Here is an 18,710-nt window from a genome sequence, read left to right as displayed (position 1 = left end):
GCGCGAAGAATTACAATGGCCAATTCTATCCCTCAAGCGCGTTGCCGCCTCGTGAAGCGCGCGGGCCACACCGTTGCAGGAGTTTTGCCAATGTCGTCCGTGGAAGAGCGCATTCGCGCCGAGATCGAGGGTCATCCCATCGTGTTGTTCATGAAAGGCACGGCGCAGTTCCCGATGTGCGGCTTTTCCAGCCGCGCGGTGCAGGCATTGAAGGCTGCGGACGCCAGCGACCTGCATACCGTCAACGTGCTGGAAGAGCCGGAGATCCGCGCCAACCTGCCGCGTTATTCCGATTGGCCGACGTTCCCGCAACTGTTCATCAATGGCGAACTCATCGGCGGCTGCGACATCACGGTCGAGCTGGCTGAGTCCGGTGAATTGGCACGCCTGGTCGCGGACGCGCAGAAGTCGTGAACATGCAAGACGCACTGCAGGGCCGCATCGTCCTGATCACGGGCGCCAGTGGTGGGCTGGGAGCGGCAGCAGCGCTGGCTTGCGCACAGGCGGGCGCGACGCTGGTGCTGCTGGGGCGCAAGGTGGCACCACTCAATCGCGTGTATGACGCGGTGAAGGCGGTTGGACCCGAGCCGATGCTGTATCCGCTGGATCTGGAAGGCGCGGCGCCCGACGACTACGACCAGCTGGCGCAGGCCATCGACGGCGAGTTCGGCAGGCTGGACGGTTTGCTGCACTGTGCCGCCGAGTTCAAAGGGCTGACCCCGCTGCTGCACACCGACCCTGCCGATGTCGCGCGTGCCATCCACGTCAACCTGACCGCGCGCTGGTGGCTGACCCAGGCCTGCTTGCCGTTGCTGGCGAAGGCCGATGCCGGCGCGGCCGTGTTCGTCATGGATGATCCGCAGCGTTCCGACGGCGCGTTCTGGGGCGGCTATGGCATGGCGCAATCCGCGCAGGCGACGATGGTGAACATGCTGCAGGCCGAACTGGGCGCGCACGGGCCGCGTGTCAGCGGGTATCGTCCGGGGCCGATGCGCAGCGGGCTGCGCGGGCGCGCCTTCCAGCCCAATGCCGACACCCAGGCGCGGCCGCCGGATGAGTTCGCCGACGCCTGCGTGGAACTGCTCACTCCCGCCGGCGATGCCTGGCGCGGCAAGATCCGCCACCGGGACGCCTGACCCCATGACCATTACCGCCGCTGCCCTGCTGCTGTTTTTCATCCTGGATCCGCTGGGCAACATCCCGGTCTTCCTGAGCCTGCTCAAGGAGCTGTCGCCGGCCCGCCAGCGCAAGGTGCTTGCGCGTGAACTGTTGATCGCGCTGGCGGTGCTGATGCTGTTCCTGTGGGGCGGCCAGTACGCGCTCAACCTGATGCACCTGCGCCAGGAGTCGGTGTCCATTGCCGGCGGCATCGTGTTGTTCCTGATCGGGCTGCGCATGATTTTCCCGACTGCCGACGGCGTGATGGGCGATGTGCCGGGCAGTGAGCCCTTCATCGTGCCGTTGGCCATCCCGATGATCGCCGGCCCCTCCGGCATGGCCGCGGTGATGCTGCTGGGCAGTCAGGAGCCGGGCCGGATGGGCGACTGGATGCTGGCGCTGACGCTGGCGTGGCTGGCAACCGCCATCATCCTGTTTTGCGCCACCTGGCTGAAGAAGCTGTTGGGCACGCGTGTGTTGACCGCGGTCGAACGCCTGATGGGCATGGTGATCGTGGCGATCTCGGTGCAGATGCTGTTGGACGGCATCGCGTCCTACCTCGGCAGCGTGCGCTGATCCTGTGGGCGAGGCGTCCGTGCGCCCCGTCACACCCCTGTCATCGTGCGGTCATCGACTCCGGCTACCGTGTTAAACTTTGGTAATCCCGTGCGCCTGGGTATGGCTGCGGGAGCCCCACAATAAAGTGCCGGCAACCGTTGCATGGCGAGGGTGTCGGCTTCTGCCACCAATCGCTTGCCGTTATCTCTCCATTCTCAGAGGTCATATCCCATGAAGCATCCGAACCGCGCCCGGCTGTCCAAGCTGTCACTGGGCTTGATCGTTGCGCTTGCCGCAGCTCCGGTGTTCGCGCAAAGCACCTCCGCCGGCGTCGGCGGTCAGGTCGTTACCGCTGGTGGCCAGCCCGTGGCCGGTGCCGAAGTCACCATCACCCACGTCGAGTCGGGCACGGTCAGCCGTGCGATCACCGATGCCAGCGGCCGCTACAGTGCCCGTGGCCTGCGCGTGGGTGGTCCGTACACCGTTACCGTCACCAAGACAGGCGAGGGCACCGACACCGAGCGCAACATTTATCTCGGACTGGATCAGGTGGCGACGGTCAATGCGAAGCTGCAAGCCGAAGGCGCTACGACGCTCGATACGGTCGTAGTGGTTGGCCAAGCGGACAACACATTCTCCGCAGACAATCGCGGCATGGGGACCTCGATTTCCCGCGCTGACCTGGATCGCACGCCGTCGCCTGATCGCTCTATTCAGGATGTAGTGCGCACCGATCCCAACGTGGTGGTGACTGATCGCGACCGTGGCGCCTTTTCCGCGATGGGACAGAACTTTCGTTACAACAGCATCACGGTTGACACCATTCAAGCAGGCGACCCCTTCGGCCTGAATGACAATGGCCTGCCAACCAAGGGTACCCCGATCTCACAGGACGCGATCGAGAGCTACAACATTTCGACCGCAAACTACGATGTTGCGACCCGTCGCGGTGTGGGCGCGTGGGTCAACGCTGTCACCAAGTCGGGCACCAACGATCTGCACGGCTCGCTCTATTACGTTTACCAAGACGCCAAGGATATGATCGGCAAGGGTGGTACGAACAGGAACGCCCTGACCAAGTGGAATGGCTTTGAAAAAGACACGACCGTCGGCTTCACCCTCGGTGGCCCAATCATCAAGGACAAGCTGTTCTTCTTTGTGTCATACGAAGAAGGCAAAAAGAAGGGGTTGAACGGCCTCTGGGGCGCATCGGACGGCAGCAAGGGGTTCAAGGCGTCGGGCATCAGTCAGGCTGACATTGACGCGGTGATGGCAACGGCCGCAGCTGCAGGCTTGGCCCAGCCTTCTGAAAGCACCACCGCCGACATGGAGTCCAAGCGCGCGCTGGTCAAGCTGGACTGGAACATCAATGATTCCCACCGTGCCAGCCTTCGCTGGAGCCAGACCAAGGAAGACGAGCCGATCATCGTCCAAGGGAACAGCCAGCGAGTCAACCTGCCCAGCAACTGGTACGGTCTGGACAAGAAGAGCACCGGCGCGACGCTGAGCCTTTACGACGACTGGTCTGAGAGCTTCTCCACCGAATTCTCCGTCGGCTACAGCAAGTTCGACCAGCTCCGTGGACCGCTTTTCGGCGAAGCGCAGCCCGCTATCACGGTTCATACCAATGGCCTCAGCAACGGTCCTTCAATCGTGCTGGGAACCGAGTACTCCAGCCAGGCGAATGTCCTCAGCACGAAGTCCTACACCGCCTATCTTGCCGGCAACTGGTACATAGGCAACCATGTGCTCAAGGCGGGCGTGGACTACCAGCAGGACGAGTTCTACAACCTGTTCCTCCAGAACTACTATGGGTCGTATGAGTTCCTTTCGCCGGCGCTGTTCGCGCAGGCGGTGGCGAATCCGACGTCCGGCGTCTACCGGTACCAGTTCAAGTCGCCCGCAACCGGTTATACGCTGGACAGGGACGTCGCCGCGCAGTTCAAGATGAAGCAGTACGGGTTTTTCCTGCAGGACACTTGGCAGGCCACCGATCAGCTTTCCATCCAATATGGTCTTCGTTACGACTTGCCGAAGATCAACCCGGATCCGACGTTGAACCCTTGTTTTGCGGCGGCGCCGGGTGCCGGCTCCCTCGGAAGCCATGGTTCCTGCTACCTGCAGGCGAATGCGTTGAATCCGAACGCGGCGGTCGGTGGATTCGGTTATCCGAACACCAACAGCATTGACGGCAATGGCGTTGTCCAGCCGCGCTTCTCGTTCAACTACAGCTTCGATACGGAGCGGATGACCCAACTCCGTGGCGGTGCGGGTCTATTCATTTCTAATACCCCCGCGGTGTGGGTGGCCAACCCGTATTCCAACAATGGTGTGTCCGTTGCGACGTTCGATTCCACCAGCAACACCAGTTCGTTGCCCTTCAATTCTGATCCTTACAGCCAGCTTCCGTCCGGAACGCCCGCGGTTCCGGGACTGGGCAAGTCGACGATGACTGTCAACGTCGTAGATCCTGATTTCAAAATGCCGACAGTGGCGAAGTTCACGCTTGGCATTGACAAGGAGTTGCCGTGGTTTGGACTTATCGGCACGATGGAATACCAGCATCTCGATGTCGTGAAGGGCATCCGCTACGTCGACATCAACATGGGCGCGCCGACCGGCATGCTGCCGGACGGACGTCCGACGTATAATCAGAACCTCTCGACGCTCAACGGGACAGACTACTGGAACCGGAACCCGTCATTCAGCAACGTCATCCTTTTGACGAATACGGACAAGGGCAAGTCGGACAACTTCACCGTGTCGTTGCGCAAGCCGTTCAGCAACGACTGGAGTGGGCGTCTTTCCTATACGTATAGCCGGGCAACTGATGTCAATCCTGGTACGTCCAGCGTGGCTTACAGCAGCTATTCAAGCCGTACGTTCGCTGACGTGGGTGCGGAAGAGGAAGGAATCTCCAACTATTCGATCCCCAACCGAGTGATCGCCCAGCTCAGTTGGCAGCATCGCTTCTTCGGTGATTACGTGACCCGCGTTTCGGCGTTCTATGACGGGCACGACGGCTCGCCGTATAGCTGGACGTTCAACAGCGATATTCAGGGTGTGGGCATCTTCAACGCGCTCGCATACGTCCCGAAGCAGCCGGGCGACATCGTGTGGGCGAATGCGGCGTCGCAGGCGAAGGAAGCATCGTTCTGGGGATTCGTCAGCAGCAATGCCGAGTTGCAGGGGCGTCGCGGGCAGATCTTCGATCGCAATGCTGCGCGCGCGCCTTGGGTGAACCAGCTCGATCTCAGCTTTTCGCAGGAGATCCCGGGCCTGATGGCGGGTCACAAGGGCGAAGTCCGCCTTGACATCTTCAATTTCCTCAACCTGCTGAACAGCAAATGGGGTGTGGAGTATCGGGCCAGCTTCCCGCTCTACCGCTACCTCGCCGACGTCAGCGGGGTTTGCACCGCGGTCAGTGCGGTCTGCACGTCCGGTGATATTGGCAAGTACATCTACGACATCTCCAACACCAGCCGCTACGGTGCAGCCGGTACGTACGCGCCGACGGATCTCTCGCCGAACGAGAGCTTCAATCCGTCGCAGCGTTGGTCGATGCGGGTGACGCTGCGGTACAAGTTCTGAATTAGCCGCCGCTGTTTACGGCGTGCCAAAACGGCCGGGGCAACCCGGCCGTTTTTTTTCGTGCGCGCGGATTGCCGCCTGCGCTAAAGTGATCCGCATGAAAACGACCCCAGACATGCCGCCTGATGCGGCCACCGAGCCATCCACTTCCACTCTTCCCACCGTCAACACCCACATCTATCCGAAAGGCGCGCTGGACGTGCTTTCCCGCGAGGAAGTGGCGCGTCTGCGCGACGCGTCTTCCGGTGGCCTGCACGACCTGCTGCGCCGCTGCGCGCTGGCGGTACTCACCTCCGGCAGCGCGTCCGACGACCCGCGCGCGGCGGCCGAGTTGTATCCCGATTTCGATATCGAGGTGCGCCAGCAAGACCGTGGCGTACGCATCGAGTTGCGCAATGCGCCGGCGATGGCGTTCGTGGACAGCGAGATCATCGCCGGCGTCGCCGAACTGCTGTTCGCCGTGGTGCGCGACATCGCGTTCACCGCCATCGACCTCGAAGGCGAGGCCAAGCTGGACACGTCGTCCGGCATCACCGACGCGGTGTTCCGCCTGCTGCGCAACGCGCGCGTATTGCACCCGTCCGATCCCAACCTCGTGGTGTGCTGGGGCGGCCATTCCATCGGTCACGAGGAATACAAATACACCAAGCAGGTGGGGTACGAGTTGGGCCTGCGCGGGCTGGACATCTGCACCGGCTGCGGCCCGGGTGCGATGAAGGGGCCGATGAAGGGGGCCACCATCGCCCATGCCAAGCAGCGGCGGCACCGCACCCGCTACATCGGCATCACCGAGCCGGGGATCATCGCGGCGGAATCGCCCAATCCCATCGTCAACCACCTGGTGATCATGCCGGACATCGAGAAGCGCCTGGAGGCCTTCGTCCGCATGGCCCACGGCATCATCGTGTTCCCCGGCGGCGTGGGGACCTGCGAGGAAATCCTGTACCTGCTCGGCATCCTGCTGCGCGAGGAAAACGCGCACCTGCGCTTCCCGCTGATCCTGACCGGCCCCACCGGTGCGGCGCCGTATTTCGAACAGATCGACAGGTTCATCCGCCTGACGCTGGGGGATGATGCGGCAAACCGGTACGAGATCATCGTGGCCGATCCCGCGAAGGTGGCCAAGCGCATGGAAAGCGGCATCCGCAAGGTGAAAGAGCAGCGCATCGCCCAGCGCGACTCGTTTTTCTTCAACTGGGGCATCGACGTGCCGCTGGAGTTCCAGAAGCCGTTCATCCCCACGCACGAGCTGATGGCCGGGCTGGACCTGCACCACGGACGCAAGCCGTTTGAACTGGCCGCCGATCTGCGTCGCGCGTTTTCCGGCATCGTGGCGGGCAACGTGAAGGAAGACGGCATGCGTCGCATCGAGGCACGCGGGCCGTTCGAGATCCACGGGGATTCCGACATCATGCAGGCGTTGGATGGCCTGCTGCGCGCCTTCGTGCAGCAGCAGCGGATGAAGATCTCGGGCGACTACAAGCCCTGCTATCGCGTCGTGTCCTGACGCCGATTCCGCATTGCCCTCCACCCGGGTGGGGGCAATGGCGGGCGGCAGTCATCCCAGCGGCAGGCGCACCCGCGCGACGAAGCGCCCATCCTCCACGCCCGCATCCACGCGGCCGCGGTGGTCGGTCATCGCCATCACCCGTTCGCGCGCCGAGGCAAGGCCCACGGCGTGGCCCTCGGAGCGCCCTGCGAGCGCGGGCAGGTCGTTGCCGATGATGATGTCCACCTCGTGAAGACCGATGCGCACGCTGACATCCACGCAGCCGCCGTCGGCAAGGCGTTCGATGCCGTGGCGGATCGCGTTCTCCGCCAGCGGCTGGATGGAAAGCGAGGGCACCAGCGTATCCGGCAGCACGTCGGGGACATTCCACGCCAACCGCAAACGAGGCCCGAAGCGCAGTGCCTCGATTTCCAGATAGCGATGCGTCAGTGCCAGTTCCTCGGCCAGCGGAATCAATTGCGGGCCGCGCAGGGCGCTGCGGAACAAGTCGGCCAGATCCAGCAGCACGCGCTCGGCTTCATCCGGCCTGGCGTGCACCAGGGCGGCGCCGGTATTGAGCGTATTGAACAGGAAATGCGGCCGGATCCGTGCTTGCAGCGCTTCCAGTTCCAGTTGTTTGGCGCGGACTGCAAGTTGCCGCGAGCGCCAATAATTCTGGTAGGTCAACAAGCCGATCAAGCCGACCACCAGCGCCAGCCCCAGCATGCGCAGCATGAAGGCCTGGCGGGTGCTGTCGGCGGCACCACTCATGCTGAGCACGCTCCAGGCGCCTGCCGCCACCAGCAGGCTCATGCCCAGAAACAGTGCCAGGCAAACCCAGGCCATGCGCAATGGTGGCAACCGGCCGATCTGCCGGCGCAGGAGAAACAGCGCGCACAGCGTGCCCAGCGCCACCCATTGCACGCCCAGCGACGCCAGGCCGAATTGCACCAGCCGGTCATCGGCATGGGCGGGCGCCAGCGCAAGAATGGCGGCTACCGCCTCGCCGCCCAATATCACGCCCATCAGGGCTGGCGGGCGCCACAGTGCGGCAAGCGGGTCGTTGGAAAGCATCATGGTGGATAGCGGGAGGGGAATGTTCGCAGCGTAGCCGCCAGCGGCCATTGGAAGAAGTGGGTAGCGGCGCAATGGGTTGCCGTACAATCCCTGCCCAATGCGCCTGAACCGACATATCGCCGACACCGGCCACTGCTCCCGCCGCGAGGCGGATCGCCTGATTGCCGAGGGCCGGGTGACCGTCAATGGGCTGCGTGCCCGGATCGGCGCGGAGCTGGGCGAAGGTGATGAGGTTCGCATCGACGGCAATGCGTTGTCTGCGCGCAGTGCTGCCAAGGGCCAGCGGCGCCACGTCTATATCGCGCTGTACAAGCCGGAGGGCATCACCTGCACTACCGAGGCCGATGTCAAAGGCAATATCGTGGAGTTCGTTGGCCACGAGCAGCGCATTTTCCCGATCGGCCGCCTGGACAAGGATTCGGAAGGGTTGATCCTGCTGACCAGCAATGGCGATGTCGTCAACCGGATCCTGCGCGCCGAAAACAAGCTGGAAAAAGAATATCTGGTCGCGGTGAACAATGCGGTCACCGATGAATTCCTGCGCGCGATGGCGCGTGGCGGGGTGCCGGTGCACGGGCAGCCAACGCTGCCGTGCAAGACCGGCAAGCTGGGCCGTTTCGGCTTCCGGATCGTGCTGGTCCAAGGGCTGAACCGGCAGATCCGGTTGATGGCCGCGCATTTCGGCTACCGGGTCAAGCAATTGCACCGGGCGCGGATCGGCAACGTGAAACTGGGCCACCTGAAACCCGGGCAGTGGCGCAACCTCAGCGACGCCGAATTGCGCGGGTTGCTGCCCGAGCATGCCGACTGGTAAGCGGGTATTCCGGGGGGCGAAAAAAACTTCGCCCGAGCTCACACAGGCGCCCGAAAACAGGTTATGGTTCGCCCACTGTTTCAAGCGGGATCACGGTACATCGTGACCCGATGCGGTAGATCCATCGCGATCCGCTACATCGTGTGCGTTACCCCTTGCTCGACAGTCGCGCCCTGCGTGTGCAGGTCGTGTGTCAATTCCAAACTGTTATCCAGGAGTAGCAAACATGTCGGATCGTCAGACGGGTACCGTCAAGTGGTTCAACGACGCCAAGGGCTTCGGCTTCATCACCCCGGAAAGCGGCCCGGACGTTTTCGTCCACTTCCGCTCGATCCAGGGCACCGGCTTCAAGTCCCTGCAGGAAGGCCAGAAGGTCTCCTTCAAGGTTGTGCAGGGCCAGAAGGGCCTGCAGGCCGACGAAGTGCAGGCGATGTAATTCGCCCGCGCATCGCGCAGAAAAGCCCGGCATTTGCCGGGCTTTTTCTTTTTGGGGATCGTGTCAAACTTCATGCGCGCCGGTTGCGTCCGTGCCGCCCATTCCCCCAGCGTTGTCCCGCCCATGCGTTCCATTCCCATCACGATTCCGCGTGCAGTTCCTCTGTTGCTGGCCTTGGCCCTGCTGTCAGGCTGCAATCGCGGAAGCCACCCCGCAGCGGCGGCCGGGGCTGCTGTCGCGCCGGATACGCACGCTGCCGTGCAGCCTTCCCTGGCGGGCGCTGCGCCGGCCGTGGCCGTTGACCTGCGGGATGTGATCGAAACCACGCCCGACTACATCATCGGCATCAGCTATCCGCAGGTGGCCGCGCACTACCCACCCTTGGCGCAGGCCGTGCACGACTATGCGGAAGCGGCGCGCCAGCAGTTGATGCAAGCGACGGCCAGGTTGCATGGAACCAAGCCGGCGGCGCCTTACGACCTCAGCCTGCAGTTCAGCAGCGTGGTGGAGACGCCGCGGGTCGTGGTGGTCGCCGCGGAAGGCAGCAGCTACACCGGCGGCGCGCACGGCAGGCCCTTGCTGGAGCGCTTTGTGTGGCTGCCGCAGATGCAGCAGATGCTCGCCGCCGAGCAGCTGATCCCGGATGCGGCCAACTGGAAGCCGGTGTCTGACTTTGTGCGCGAGCGCCTGCTGACCGGGCTGTCGCAGCAGCTGGATGCGGATACCGCTGAGGCCGACGATCGCGGCCAACGGCTGCAAAACGGGAGCCGGAAGATCGATGCCGGTACTGCGCCGGAGGCGGCGAATTTCTCCCGTTTCGAGCCGGTGATGAATGCCGATGGCAGCATTCGTGCGCTGCGCTTCGTGTTCCCGCCCGAACAGGTCGGCACGTACGCGGACGGCAAGAAAGTAGTGGAAGTGCCGGCCAGCGTGTTGGTGCCGCTGGTGGCGCCGGCCTATCGGCCGCTGTTCCGGGCGGGCTGACGGGCGTCGCCGCGTTGCACAAACGGCAACGCCGCCTTGCGGCGGCGCTGCCTGGGCTTGCTGGTGGCGGGATTACTTGGTATTCAGCCCGCGCTGCTCCAGCAATGGTTCGATTTTCGCCTCATAGCCGGCAAAATTCGGGAACAGCTTGCCGGGTTCGATCTCGCCGCCCGGGGCCAGCACGAACTGGCGCAGGTGGTCGCCGTTTTCCCGGGTCAGGCCGCCGTGTTCGCGGATGTATTTCGAGGTGTTGGCAGCCAGCACTTCCGACCAGATGTAGGCGTAATAGCCAGCCGCGTAGCCGCCCATGATGTGGCTGAAATAGGGCGTGCGGTAGCGCGGCGGCACCGGTGCATAGTCGAAACCGTCCGCGTTCAGCGCCTGCGCCTCGAACGCCATCACCCCCGACGCTTGCGGGATCTGCTCCAGCGGCAGCTGGTGCCAGCGCTGGTCCAGCATCGCCGCTTCCAGATACTCGGTGGTGGCAAAGCCCTGGTTGAACTTGGAAGCGGCGATCACCTTGTCCAGCAGCGCCTTCGGCATCGCTTCGCCGGTCTGGTAGTGCTTGGCATAGTGCGCCAGCACTTCCGGCCAGTCTGCCCACATTTCATTGACCTGCGACGGATATTCCACGAAGTCGCGCGGCACGTTCATCGAGTAATACGGATAGCGCACGTCCTGGAAGAAGCCGTGCAGCGCGTGGCCGAATTCGTGGAAGGCGGTGGTCACTTCATCCCACGTCAGCAGCGTGGGCTGGCCGTCCGAGGGTTTGGGGATGTTGAGGTGGTTGGCCACGACCGGCTTCTCGCCGGTCAGCCCCGACTGCGCCACGTAGGTGTTCATCCAGGCGCCACCACGCTTGGAGGCGCGGGCGTAGGGGTCGAAAATGAACAGCGCAAGCTCGCTGCCGTCCTTGTCGAACACCTCGTAGGTGAAGATGTCGGGGCGGTATTTGGGCAGGTCGGTGCGTTCCTTGAAACTGATGCCGTACAGCTGGTGGGCGGCGTAGAACACGCCGTTTTCCAGCACGTTCTTCATTTCGAAATACGGCTTGAGCTGCGATTCGTCGAAGTTGTAGCGGGCCTGCCGCACTTTTTCGCTGTAGTAGGCCCAGTCCCAGGGCTGAAGCCGGAACGACGGCTGGTGCCTGGCTTTTTGCGCCTTGTCGATCATCGACTGCAGCGCTTCCCCTTCGTGGCGGGCATTGGCCACCGCCTTGGGCGCCAGCTGGCGCAGCATCCGGTTGACGTTGTCCTGGTTGGCCGCGGTTTCGTCGGCCAGCACGTAGTTGGCATAGGTGTCGTAGCCCAGCAGGCGCGCGCGCTCGGCGCGCAGCTTGAGCACCTGCGCGATGATCCCGGTGTTGTCGAACTTGTTGCCGCGGCTGCCGCGCGCCACCGAGGCTTCGTGGATGCGCTGGCGCAGCGCGCGATCTTCCAGCTGCGTTTCGGCGGGCTGGCCGGTGGTGTTGAGCAAGGCGATGACGTACTTGCCGTCCAGCTTGCGTGCCTTGGCGGCTTCCGTTGCGGCGGCGACCTGCTCATTGCTGAAGCCCTTGAGCTGGGCCGCATCATCCACGACCACGGCCGAATCGTTCACCTCGGCAAGCACGTTCTGGTCGAACTGCGTGCCAAGCTTCGACAGCTGTGTGTTGATGTCGCGAACGCGCGCCTTTTCAGCGTCGGTCAGCGCCGCGCCGGCCCGCACGAAGTCCTGGTAGCGCTTTTCCAGCAGGCGCTTGTCCACGGCATCCAGGCCAAGGCTGTCGCGGGTGTCGTACAGCGCCTTGATCCGGGCAAACAGCGCCGGGTTCAGCGCAATGGCATCGCTATGCGCGGAAAACTTCGGCGCATAGTCGGTTTCCAGCTTCTCGCGGGCGTCGTTCTTGTCGGTGCCGACAAGGTTGAAAAACACGCTGGTCGCGCGGTTCAGCAGCTGGCCGCTCTTTTCCATCGCCACGATGGTGTTCTGGAACGTCGGCGCTTCCGGGTTGCGGGTGATCGCGTCGATTTCCCGCAGCTGTTGCGCCATGCCGGCGTCGAAGGCCGGGGCGAAGTCGCTGTCGGCAATCTTGTCGAACTGCGGGTAGTTCAGTTCCAGCGGGCTGGGTGCAGCGAACGGGCCGCTGTAGGCCGGGGCGGGGGCGGCAGTCATCGAAGCCTCCTGCTTCTGCGCGACGGGCGCGGTGGTGGCGCAGCCGGCAAGGGCGGTTGCGATGGCGATGGCGAGCACACGGGCAATAGGACGATTCATGGCATCTCGGAAGGGGCAGCGACAAGCTGTTAGGGTAGCGCATGCGCTTGAAGCGCGTGATGATGGCCGACCCCGCTGGCTGTTGTCGTTGTCAAGGGTGTGCAAGGTGCAAGGTGGCCTGCACAATGGCGATCAGGACCCACCAGGTGGCCAATGACTGCAACTGCACATGATTTCGAGGCGACGCGCCTGGATGGCAGCGCGCAACCGCTGTCGCAATGGCGTGGCAAGGTGTTGCTGGTGGTCAACGTGGCCAGCAAATGCGGTTTCACCCCGCAATATGCCGGCCTGGAACAACTCTGGCGCACGTATGGCGACCAGGGCTTGGTGGTGCTGGGCTTCCCCTGCGACCAGTTCGGCCATCAGGAGCCCGGTGATGCGGCCGGGATTCGCGAATTTTGCTCGCTGAGCTATGACGTCACCTTCCCCATGTTCGCCAAGGTCGAGGTGAACGGGGCTGGTGCGCACCCGCTGTGGAAATGGCTGAAGCAGGAAAAGGGCGGCTTGTTGGGCATCGGCGCGATCAAGTGGAATTTCACCAAGTTCCTGATCGGGCGCGACGGGCGGGTAATCCGTCGCTATGCACCCACGGATACACCGGAATCGCTGCGTGGCGACATCGAAAAGGCGCTGGCATGATCCAGCCGGCGCTGGTGGGCAATGGGTATCGGTTGGAATTTGATTTCCAGCCGCCGCTGCTGACAGTACGCTTGTTGGGGGCGGTCGCGGCCGAGGCCAATCTGGCGGTGACCCGCGAGTATTGGCTGCGGATTGCGGAGCGTGCCCGCGAATGCGGCGCCGGCCAGTTGCTGGTGCTGGACGAATTGCCGGGCGAGGTGATGGGCGACGCTGACCTTGCCCGTTTTTTCGATGAAATCAGCGGCATGGGCCTGGAGCGCGTGCAGATCGCCTATGTCGAAGGTCGCCTCGACCAGATTCCACGGATCGAATATGTCGAACAGCTCGCGCTGGAGCGTGGCTATCGGGCGCGCGTGTTTGGCAATGAAAGCGATGCGTTGCTGTGGCTGCGCTACGGTGGCGGCTAGCCGGCGGTCATTTTTCGACGAACGCGCGCTCGAACACGTATTCGCTGGCGGTGCCGATGCGCGGCGACGAGGTGAAGCCGCGGCGGTCGAGTATCCCGCGAAAGTCGGCCAGCATCTGCGGGCTGCCGCAGATCATCGCGCGGTCGTGCGCCGGGTCGAGGTCTTCGATGCCGAGGGCCTGCGCGACCTTGCCCTGTTCCAGATGGTCGGTGATGCGCCCATGGTGGTCGCGCCCGCGGTACTCGAATGGCTCGCGCGACACCGTCGGGTAGTACAGCAGGCGGCCGCGCAGCATTTCACCCAGCAGGTCGTGGGCCTGCAGTTCGTGTTCGATGTAGTCGCGATAGGCCAGGTCATGCGCGCCGCGCACGCCGTGGCACAGCACCACGCGCTGGAAGCGTTCGTAGGTCGCCGGATCCTTGATCACCGACAACCACGGCGCCAGCCCGGTGCCGGTGCCGAGCAGGTACAGGTTGCGGCCAGCGTGCAGGTCGGAAATCAGCAGGGTGCCGGTCGGTTTGCGACCGATCAGCAGGCTATCGCCGGGCCGGATGTGTTGCAGGCGCGAGGTCAGCGGGCCGTCGGCCACCTTGATGCTGAAGAATTCCAGCTGCTCTTCCCAGTTCGCGCTGGCGATCGAATAAGCGCGCATCAGCGGCTTGCGGCTGCCGTCCGGCTGCTCGACCTCCAGCCCGATCATCACGAACTGGCCGTTGTCGAAACGGAAGCCATCGTCACGGGTGGTAGTGAAGCTGAAGTAGGCGTCCGTCCAGTGACGAACATCAAGCACTGTTTCGGTGCCGAAGGGCGAGGCCATGTGCGTGGGGGGAGCTGCTGTGCAGCGGCCTATTTTACGCCGCAATGCAGCATCGCGCGGGGCGGCGAGAAAATCCGCAGCCCGCTACGCCGTGCACGTGCGGCGCAGCGCTGCCCGTTGCGCAGGCTCAGCGACGGACGTTGAACATGGCCAGCTTGTTTTCCAGGGTGGCCGCAGGCAGCCCGAGCTGCTGGGTCACTTGCACCATCGTGTCGTACTCGCGGGGATCCAGGCGGCCGTCCGATGCCGCCAGGCGCAGCAATGCGTCATACAGCCGTTCGGCGTTCGGCGAGCCGGCCGGGCAGGCGTCGGTGAAGCGCAGCAGTTCGGCGGGAACGTTGATGTTGCGTGCCATCCCGCGTTCGAAGGCCTCCATGGCGATGCGCCGCGCGGCCATCGACAGGTCGGTTTCGTCCATGATCGTGTTGGCGAGGTTGGATTCGTGGCTGCTGACCAGCCGATCGGCCTTGGCCACATAGCCCATCAAGCCGAAGATGACCTCGATGACCATCTGCTGCTGGCTATCGGGCTTGCCCAGCCCGACCAGATCGGCCAGCAGCAGGCCGATGTCGTTGAGAACGCCGCGGAACCCTTCGAATTTCCCGGATGTGTTGTCGCTGCCGCCCATGATGTCGCTCCCCCGATTGACCTTACCCGCATCCTGCGCCACCGGCAGGCCGCTGAAAAGGGGGGGCGTTATCATGCGCATCCCATTCCCTTCCGAAATTCCGCAGATCCGTGACCGCCATCCAGCAAGAAGACCTGATCCAGTCCGTCGCCGATGCGCTGCAGTACATCAGCTATTACCACCCGGTCGACTACATCAAGAGCCTCGCCGCCGCCTGGGAGCGCGAGGAATCGCCCGCGGCCAAGGACGCGATGGCGCAGATCCTGATCAACTCGCGCATGTGCGCGGAAGGCCACCGGCCAATTTGCCAGGACACCGGCATCGTCACCGTGTTCCTTGACGTGGGCATGGACGTGCGCTGGGAAGGCTTCACCGGCTCGCTGGAAGATGCGGTGAACGAAGGCGTGCGCCGCGCCTACCTGGATCCGGACAACAAGTTGCGTGCCAGCGTGCTGCGCGACCCCGCCGGCAAGCGCATCAACACGCAGGACAACACGCCCTGCGTGGTCAACGTCAAGATCGTGCCGGGTGGCAAGCTGGACGTGATCGTGGCGGCCAAGGGCGGCGGCAGCGAAGCCAAGAGCAAGTTCGCGATGCTCAACCCCTCCGATTCCATCGTCGACTGGGTGCTCAAGACCGTGCCGACCATGGGCGCGGGCTGGTGCCCGCCGGGCATGCTGGGCATCGGCATCGGCGGCACCGCCGAGAAGGCGATGCTGCTGGCGAAAGAGTCGTTGATGGAGGAAATCGACATCCAGGAGCTGATCGCGCGCGGTCCGAGCAACCGGGTCGAAGAGCTGCGCATCGAGTTGTTCGAAAAGGTCAACGCGCTGGGTATCGGCGCGCAAGGGTTGGGCGGCTTGACCACGGTGCTGGACGTGAAGATCAAGGACTTCCCGACCCACGCCGCCAACCTGCCGGTGGCGATGATTCCCAACTGCGCGGCGACGCGGCACGCGCATTTCACGCTGGATGGCAGCGGCCCGGTGGCGCTGGCGCCGCCGTCGCTGGACGACTGGCCAACGCTGACCTACAACCCGCAAAACGCGCGTCGGGTGAACCTGGACACCATCAGCCGCGACGAGGTGCAGACCTTCCAGCCGGGCGAGGTGCTGCTGCTCTCGGGCAAGATGCTGACCGGCCGCGATGCCGCGCACAAGCGCATGGTGGACATGCTCGACAAGGGCGAGCCGCTGCCGGTGGATTTGCGCGGGCGCTTCATCTACTACGTGGGTCCGGTGGATCCCGTGCGCGATGAGGTGGTGGGGCCCGCTGGCCCGACCACGGCGACCCGGATGGACAAGTTCACCGAGCAGGTGCTGGCGCAGACCGGCCTGCTGGGCATGATCGGCAAGGCCGAGCGCGGCCCGGCGGCGCTGGAGGCGATCAGGAAGCACCAGTCGGTGTACCTGATGGCCGTGGGCGGTTCGGCTTATCTGGTGTCGAAGGCGATCAAGGCCGCCAGGGTGGTGGGGTTTGCGGATCTGGGGATGGAGGCGATCTACGAATTCGAGGTCAAGGACATGCCGGTGACCGTGGCGGTGGATTCACGGGGCACCTCGGTGCACCAGACCGGGCCGCGCGAATGGCAGGCGCGAATCGGCAAGATCCCGCTGACGGTGCTGACTTGAGCGGTTCGCGCATCGTTGACGGGCCGGGTTTCAGGATTCGTTTCGACAGCGAGCCCGGCTATCTGCGCGCCCATGTGTTCGACGGCACCGACTCGCAGCAAGTGTCGATCGCGATTTGGCGGATGCTGGCTGATGAATGTCGCGCCGTCGGTGCAAGCCGGCTGCTGGTGCTGGAAGAGCTGTTGGCCACCGTTGATACCGCCGAGATCCAGCCAATCATCGATGCGATGGTGCAGGGGGAGTTGGCTGCGGTGCGGATTGCGTTCGTCGAGTTGCTGGACGACATCGAAGGCAGCGAATACGGGGAAATCCTGTGCCGCGAGCGCGGCATTTCCATCCGCACGTTTTCCAGCGAAGACCCGGCCCGCTATTGGCTTGTTTACGGGGACTGAGGTGGTGTTGCGCCTGCACTCAGCGGGCGCATCGCCCGGCTTCGGGATACGCCTGCTCGGGTAAGGCTCGCCGTGCCGTCGTGCGGCTAAAGCCACCAGGCCAGGGCGAACAAGCCCAGCATGGCGAAGGCCAGCGCCAGCTTGAGCGCGATGCCCAGCAGGATGCCGAACCAGGTGCCCACGCCGACCTTGGTGGCATGGCCGACCGCGTGCATGCGCAGGCTGCGCCGATGCAGCAGCTCGCCGGCCAGTGCCCCCAGGAATGGCCCCAGCAGCAGGCCGGGCAACGCAAAAAACAGGCCGACAAGGGTGCCGATGGCGGCGCCCAGCATGGCCAATCGGCTGGCACCAACCCGCTTGGCGCCGTGTGCGGTGGCCCAGAAATCCACTGCAACCGAGATCGCGGTGAGAATGGCCAGCACGGCCAGCGTGGGTGCGCCCACATGCCGGAAACCGTCGGCCCATGCGGCCAACAGCAAGCCCGCAAATACCAGCGGTACACCGGGCAGCGCGGGCAGCACCGTTCCGGCCAAGCCGACCAGGACCAGCAGGGCTGCGAGCAGGTAGTACAGCGCAGTCGGATCCATGTGGCCTCGCTCGGGTGATGTCGCGTCATTCTGCCAGTGCTGGACATGCGAACGGCCCGCCAAGGCGGGCCGTTCCCCATGCGGCGCCGGCGATGGGGTTATTGCAGCCAGGCCTGCCCGTTCTCGATGCGGACCCGCGACCCTTCGTGGAACCCGGAGACGTTCATCTGGGTCACCGTCGTGGTGCGCCCGTCGTCCATGCGGACGTGCACGGTGTAACCCTCGCTACGGTTCTTCTGGATCGCGTTGCCCGCGACTGCGCCAGCGGCGGCGCCGGCGACAGCGGACAGGTTCTGGTTGCCCTTGCTGCCGCCGGTGTGCGACGAGATCTCATGGCCAGCTACTGCGCCGATGATGCCGCCGATGACCGCGCCCGTCGTGCCGGACGCGCCGCCCACGGTGATTCGGGTGACGGTGCCGCAGTTGCTGCAGCTGTCTCCGTGACGGTTGCCGTAACCGCCGCCGGAGTCGTTCCCGTAGCCGTAGCCGGAGGAGCCGGTGCTGGCGCAACCCGTGCTTGCGGCCAACGCCAGGGCGAGCGCCGCGGTGCCTAGGATGCTTTGAATGCGAACGGCCATGTTCTCTCTCCTTCGGGTGGGGGAATGATCGCGGCGGAGCCGTGATAGCCCGATCCTGTGCTTCGCCGCATGAACCGCAGCCCACATTGGCCGACGACGTGCCGAGTCGATCAGTGGCGGTTCACCGAGGTGGGGGTGGCGTGAAACGTCCATTGCCGGTTGGCGCGCCCCAAAAGCGAAGGCCGCCAGTCTGGCGGCCCTTGCCCAAGCGCAGCCGTGGATGGAGCGCTTACTTGAAGTCGCGGTGGCAGCCCTTGCAGGTGTCGCCGATCGATTTCATGGTCCCGGCCAGGCTTTCGCAGCTCATCGGCGGCGCGGCAATCGCCTTGTCCACGGCGCCGCGCATGGCGGCCGCCGCGCTCCTGAAACGCTCGTCGTCGCGCAGATCGGCGAATGCAGGTTCCAGGTCGTTGGACGTCATGCGCAGCGCCTGCAGGTGCGGCAGCACGTCGGTGGGATTGCAGCGGTTCTGCTCCATCGCCGACTTCAGCTGGCCCATGTGCCAGCCCTGGACTTCCATCAGCGCCGCTGGGAAATGATCCTTGCGTGCTTCCAGGGCACGCAATGCCATGACCGTGGCGACCACGCCGATGGCCAGGCCAAGGAGAAGCAGGAACAGGTAGCGTCCCGCATTGGGTTTGCGGGCAACAGGTTCGGATGTGGACATTGCG

At 64.2% G+C, this 18,710-nt stretch carries 19 protein-coding genes; 12 read left to right on the top strand and 7 right to left on the bottom strand.

Features of this window, described 5'->3' with window-relative positions:
* The first annotated feature begins 90 nt into the window (after window positions 1-90).
* From grxD to ppnN, 5 genes are all read left to right on the top strand, one after another.
* Entirely contained in the window at window positions 91-414 is a 324-nt protein-coding gene (grxD, locus tag LIW09_RS08355) for a Grx4 family monothiol glutaredoxin (RefSeq protein WP_256645193.1), read from the top strand.
* A gap of 2 nt (window positions 415-416) precedes the next feature.
* Window positions 417-1,136, top strand: coding sequence for an SDR family NAD(P)-dependent oxidoreductase (locus LIW09_RS08350; RefSeq protein ID WP_256645192.1), 720 nt, complete (start codon window positions 417-419; stop codon window positions 1,134-1,136).
* Between the two features lie 4 nt (window positions 1,137-1,140).
* Window positions 1,141-1,734, top strand: coding sequence for a YhgN family NAAT transporter (locus LIW09_RS08345; protein WP_256645191.1), 594 nt, complete (start codon window positions 1,141-1,143; stop codon window positions 1,732-1,734).
* A 213-nt stretch (window positions 1,735-1,947) separates the two neighbouring features.
* On the top strand, window positions 1,948-5,307 hold the full coding sequence (locus tag LIW09_RS08340; protein ID WP_256645190.1) for a TonB-dependent receptor: 3,360 nt from the start codon (window positions 1,948-1,950) through the stop codon (window positions 5,305-5,307).
* 115 nt (window positions 5,308-5,422) lie between these two features.
* Window positions 5,423-6,814: a nucleotide 5'-monophosphate nucleosidase PpnN gene (gene ppnN / locus LIW09_RS08335; RefSeq protein ID WP_256647187.1), complete on the top strand. Its 1,392-nt coding sequence runs from the start codon at window positions 5,423-5,425 to the stop codon at window positions 6,812-6,814.
* A 51-nt stretch (window positions 6,815-6,865) separates the two neighbouring features.
* Here the strand turns inward: ppnN and LIW09_RS08330 are convergent, their stop codons facing one another.
* Window positions 6,866-7,873, bottom strand: a complete 1,008-nt coding sequence (locus LIW09_RS08330) for a sensor histidine kinase (RefSeq protein ID WP_256645189.1) — start codon at window positions 7,871-7,873, stop codon at window positions 6,866-6,868.
* Window positions 7,874-7,970: 97 nt separating this feature from the next.
* Between LIW09_RS08330 and LIW09_RS08325 the strand changes: the two genes are divergently transcribed.
* The 3 genes from LIW09_RS08325 to LIW09_RS08315 all read left to right on the top strand — a co-directional run bounded on the left by LIW09_RS08325 (window position 7,971) and on the right by LIW09_RS08315 (window position 10,107).
* The gene (locus tag LIW09_RS08325; protein WP_256645188.1) at window positions 7,971-8,687 is read left to right on the top strand and encodes a pseudouridine synthase; all 717 of its coding nucleotides are present in this window, start codon (window positions 7,971-7,973) and stop codon (window positions 8,685-8,687) included.
* Window positions 8,688-8,913: 226 nt separating this feature from the next.
* Window positions 8,914-9,123 carry a cold-shock protein gene (locus LIW09_RS08320; protein ID WP_139717747.1) on the top strand — a complete coding sequence of 70 codons (210 nt, stop codon included), beginning with the start codon at window positions 8,914-8,916 and terminating at the stop codon, window positions 9,121-9,123.
* 258 nt (window positions 9,124-9,381) lie between these two features.
* Window positions 9,382-10,107 carry a PdaC/SigV domain-containing protein gene (locus LIW09_RS08315; RefSeq protein ID WP_256645187.1) on the top strand — a complete coding sequence of 242 codons (726 nt, stop codon included), beginning with the start codon at window positions 9,382-9,384 and terminating at the stop codon, window positions 10,105-10,107.
* Window positions 10,108-10,179: 72 nt separating this feature from the next.
* On the opposite strand, the gene LIW09_RS08310 is transcribed toward LIW09_RS08315, so the two are convergent.
* Window positions 10,180-12,360, bottom strand: a complete 2,181-nt coding sequence (locus LIW09_RS08310) for a M3 family metallopeptidase (RefSeq protein ID WP_425507876.1) — start codon at window positions 12,358-12,360, stop codon at window positions 10,180-10,182.
* Between the two features lie 153 nt (window positions 12,361-12,513).
* Here LIW09_RS08310 and LIW09_RS08305 point away from each other — a divergent pair, with 153 nt between their 5' ends.
* Both LIW09_RS08305 and LIW09_RS08300 read left to right on the top strand, forming a co-directional pair.
* A complete protein-coding gene (locus tag LIW09_RS08305; protein WP_256645186.1) occupies window positions 12,514-12,999 on the top strand; it encodes a glutathione peroxidase in 486 nt (161 codons plus the stop codon).
* Window positions 12,996-13,406, top strand: a complete 411-nt coding sequence (locus tag LIW09_RS08300; protein ID WP_256645185.1) for a hypothetical protein — start codon at window positions 12,996-12,998, stop codon at window positions 13,404-13,406. The genes LIW09_RS08305 and LIW09_RS08300 overlap by 4 nt, the downstream gene beginning before the upstream one ends.
* A 7-nt stretch (window positions 13,407-13,413) precedes the next feature.
* On the opposite strand, the gene LIW09_RS08295 is transcribed toward LIW09_RS08300, so the two are convergent.
* Window positions 13,414-14,223: a ferredoxin--NADP reductase gene (locus LIW09_RS08295; RefSeq protein WP_256645184.1), complete on the bottom strand. Its 810-nt coding sequence runs from the start codon at window positions 14,221-14,223 to the stop codon at window positions 13,414-13,416.
* Between the two features lie 127 nt (window positions 14,224-14,350).
* Entirely contained in the window at window positions 14,351-14,926 is a 576-nt protein-coding gene (locus tag LIW09_RS08290; protein ID WP_256645183.1) for a TerB family tellurite resistance protein, read from the bottom strand.
* Window positions 14,927-14,961: 35 nt separating this feature from the next.
* Between LIW09_RS08290 and LIW09_RS08285 the strand changes: the two genes are divergently transcribed.
* Together LIW09_RS08285 and LIW09_RS08280 are read left to right on the top strand one after the other, a co-directional pair.
* On the top strand, window positions 14,962-16,482 hold the full coding sequence (locus tag LIW09_RS08285) for a fumarate hydratase (protein ID WP_256645182.1): 1,521 nt from the start codon (window positions 14,962-14,964) through the stop codon (window positions 16,480-16,482).
* Window positions 16,479-16,874, top strand: coding sequence for a hypothetical protein (locus LIW09_RS08280; RefSeq protein ID WP_256645181.1), 396 nt, complete (start codon window positions 16,479-16,481; stop codon window positions 16,872-16,874). Before LIW09_RS08285 ends, LIW09_RS08280 begins: the two co-directional genes overlap by 4 nt.
* Before the next feature lie 86 nt (window positions 16,875-16,960).
* On the opposite strand, the gene LIW09_RS08275 is transcribed toward LIW09_RS08280, so the two are convergent.
* From LIW09_RS08275 to LIW09_RS08265, 3 genes are all read right to left on the bottom strand, one after another.
* Window positions 16,961-17,461: a DUF456 domain-containing protein gene (locus LIW09_RS08275; RefSeq protein ID WP_256645180.1), complete on the bottom strand. Its 501-nt coding sequence runs from the start codon at window positions 17,459-17,461 to the stop codon at window positions 16,961-16,963.
* 98 nt (window positions 17,462-17,559) lie between these two features.
* Window positions 17,560-18,039, bottom strand: a complete 480-nt coding sequence (locus tag LIW09_RS08270; RefSeq protein ID WP_256645179.1) for a glycine zipper 2TM domain-containing protein — start codon at window positions 18,037-18,039, stop codon at window positions 17,560-17,562.
* Window positions 18,040-18,268: 229 nt separating this feature from the next.
* Window positions 18,269-18,706: a cytochrome c gene (locus LIW09_RS08265; RefSeq protein WP_256645178.1), complete on the bottom strand. Its 438-nt coding sequence runs from the start codon at window positions 18,704-18,706 to the stop codon at window positions 18,269-18,271.
* Between the last annotated feature and the right edge of the window lie 4 nt (window positions 18,707-18,710).

The sequence above is a fragment of the Thermomonas paludicola genome, assembly GCF_024498955.1.
GTDB classification, from domain to species: Bacteria; Pseudomonadota; Gammaproteobacteria; order Xanthomonadales; family Xanthomonadaceae; genus Thermomonas; species Thermomonas paludicola.
Note: the sequence above shows the minus strand (reverse complement) of the source record. Positions and strands in the feature narration are given on the sequence as shown.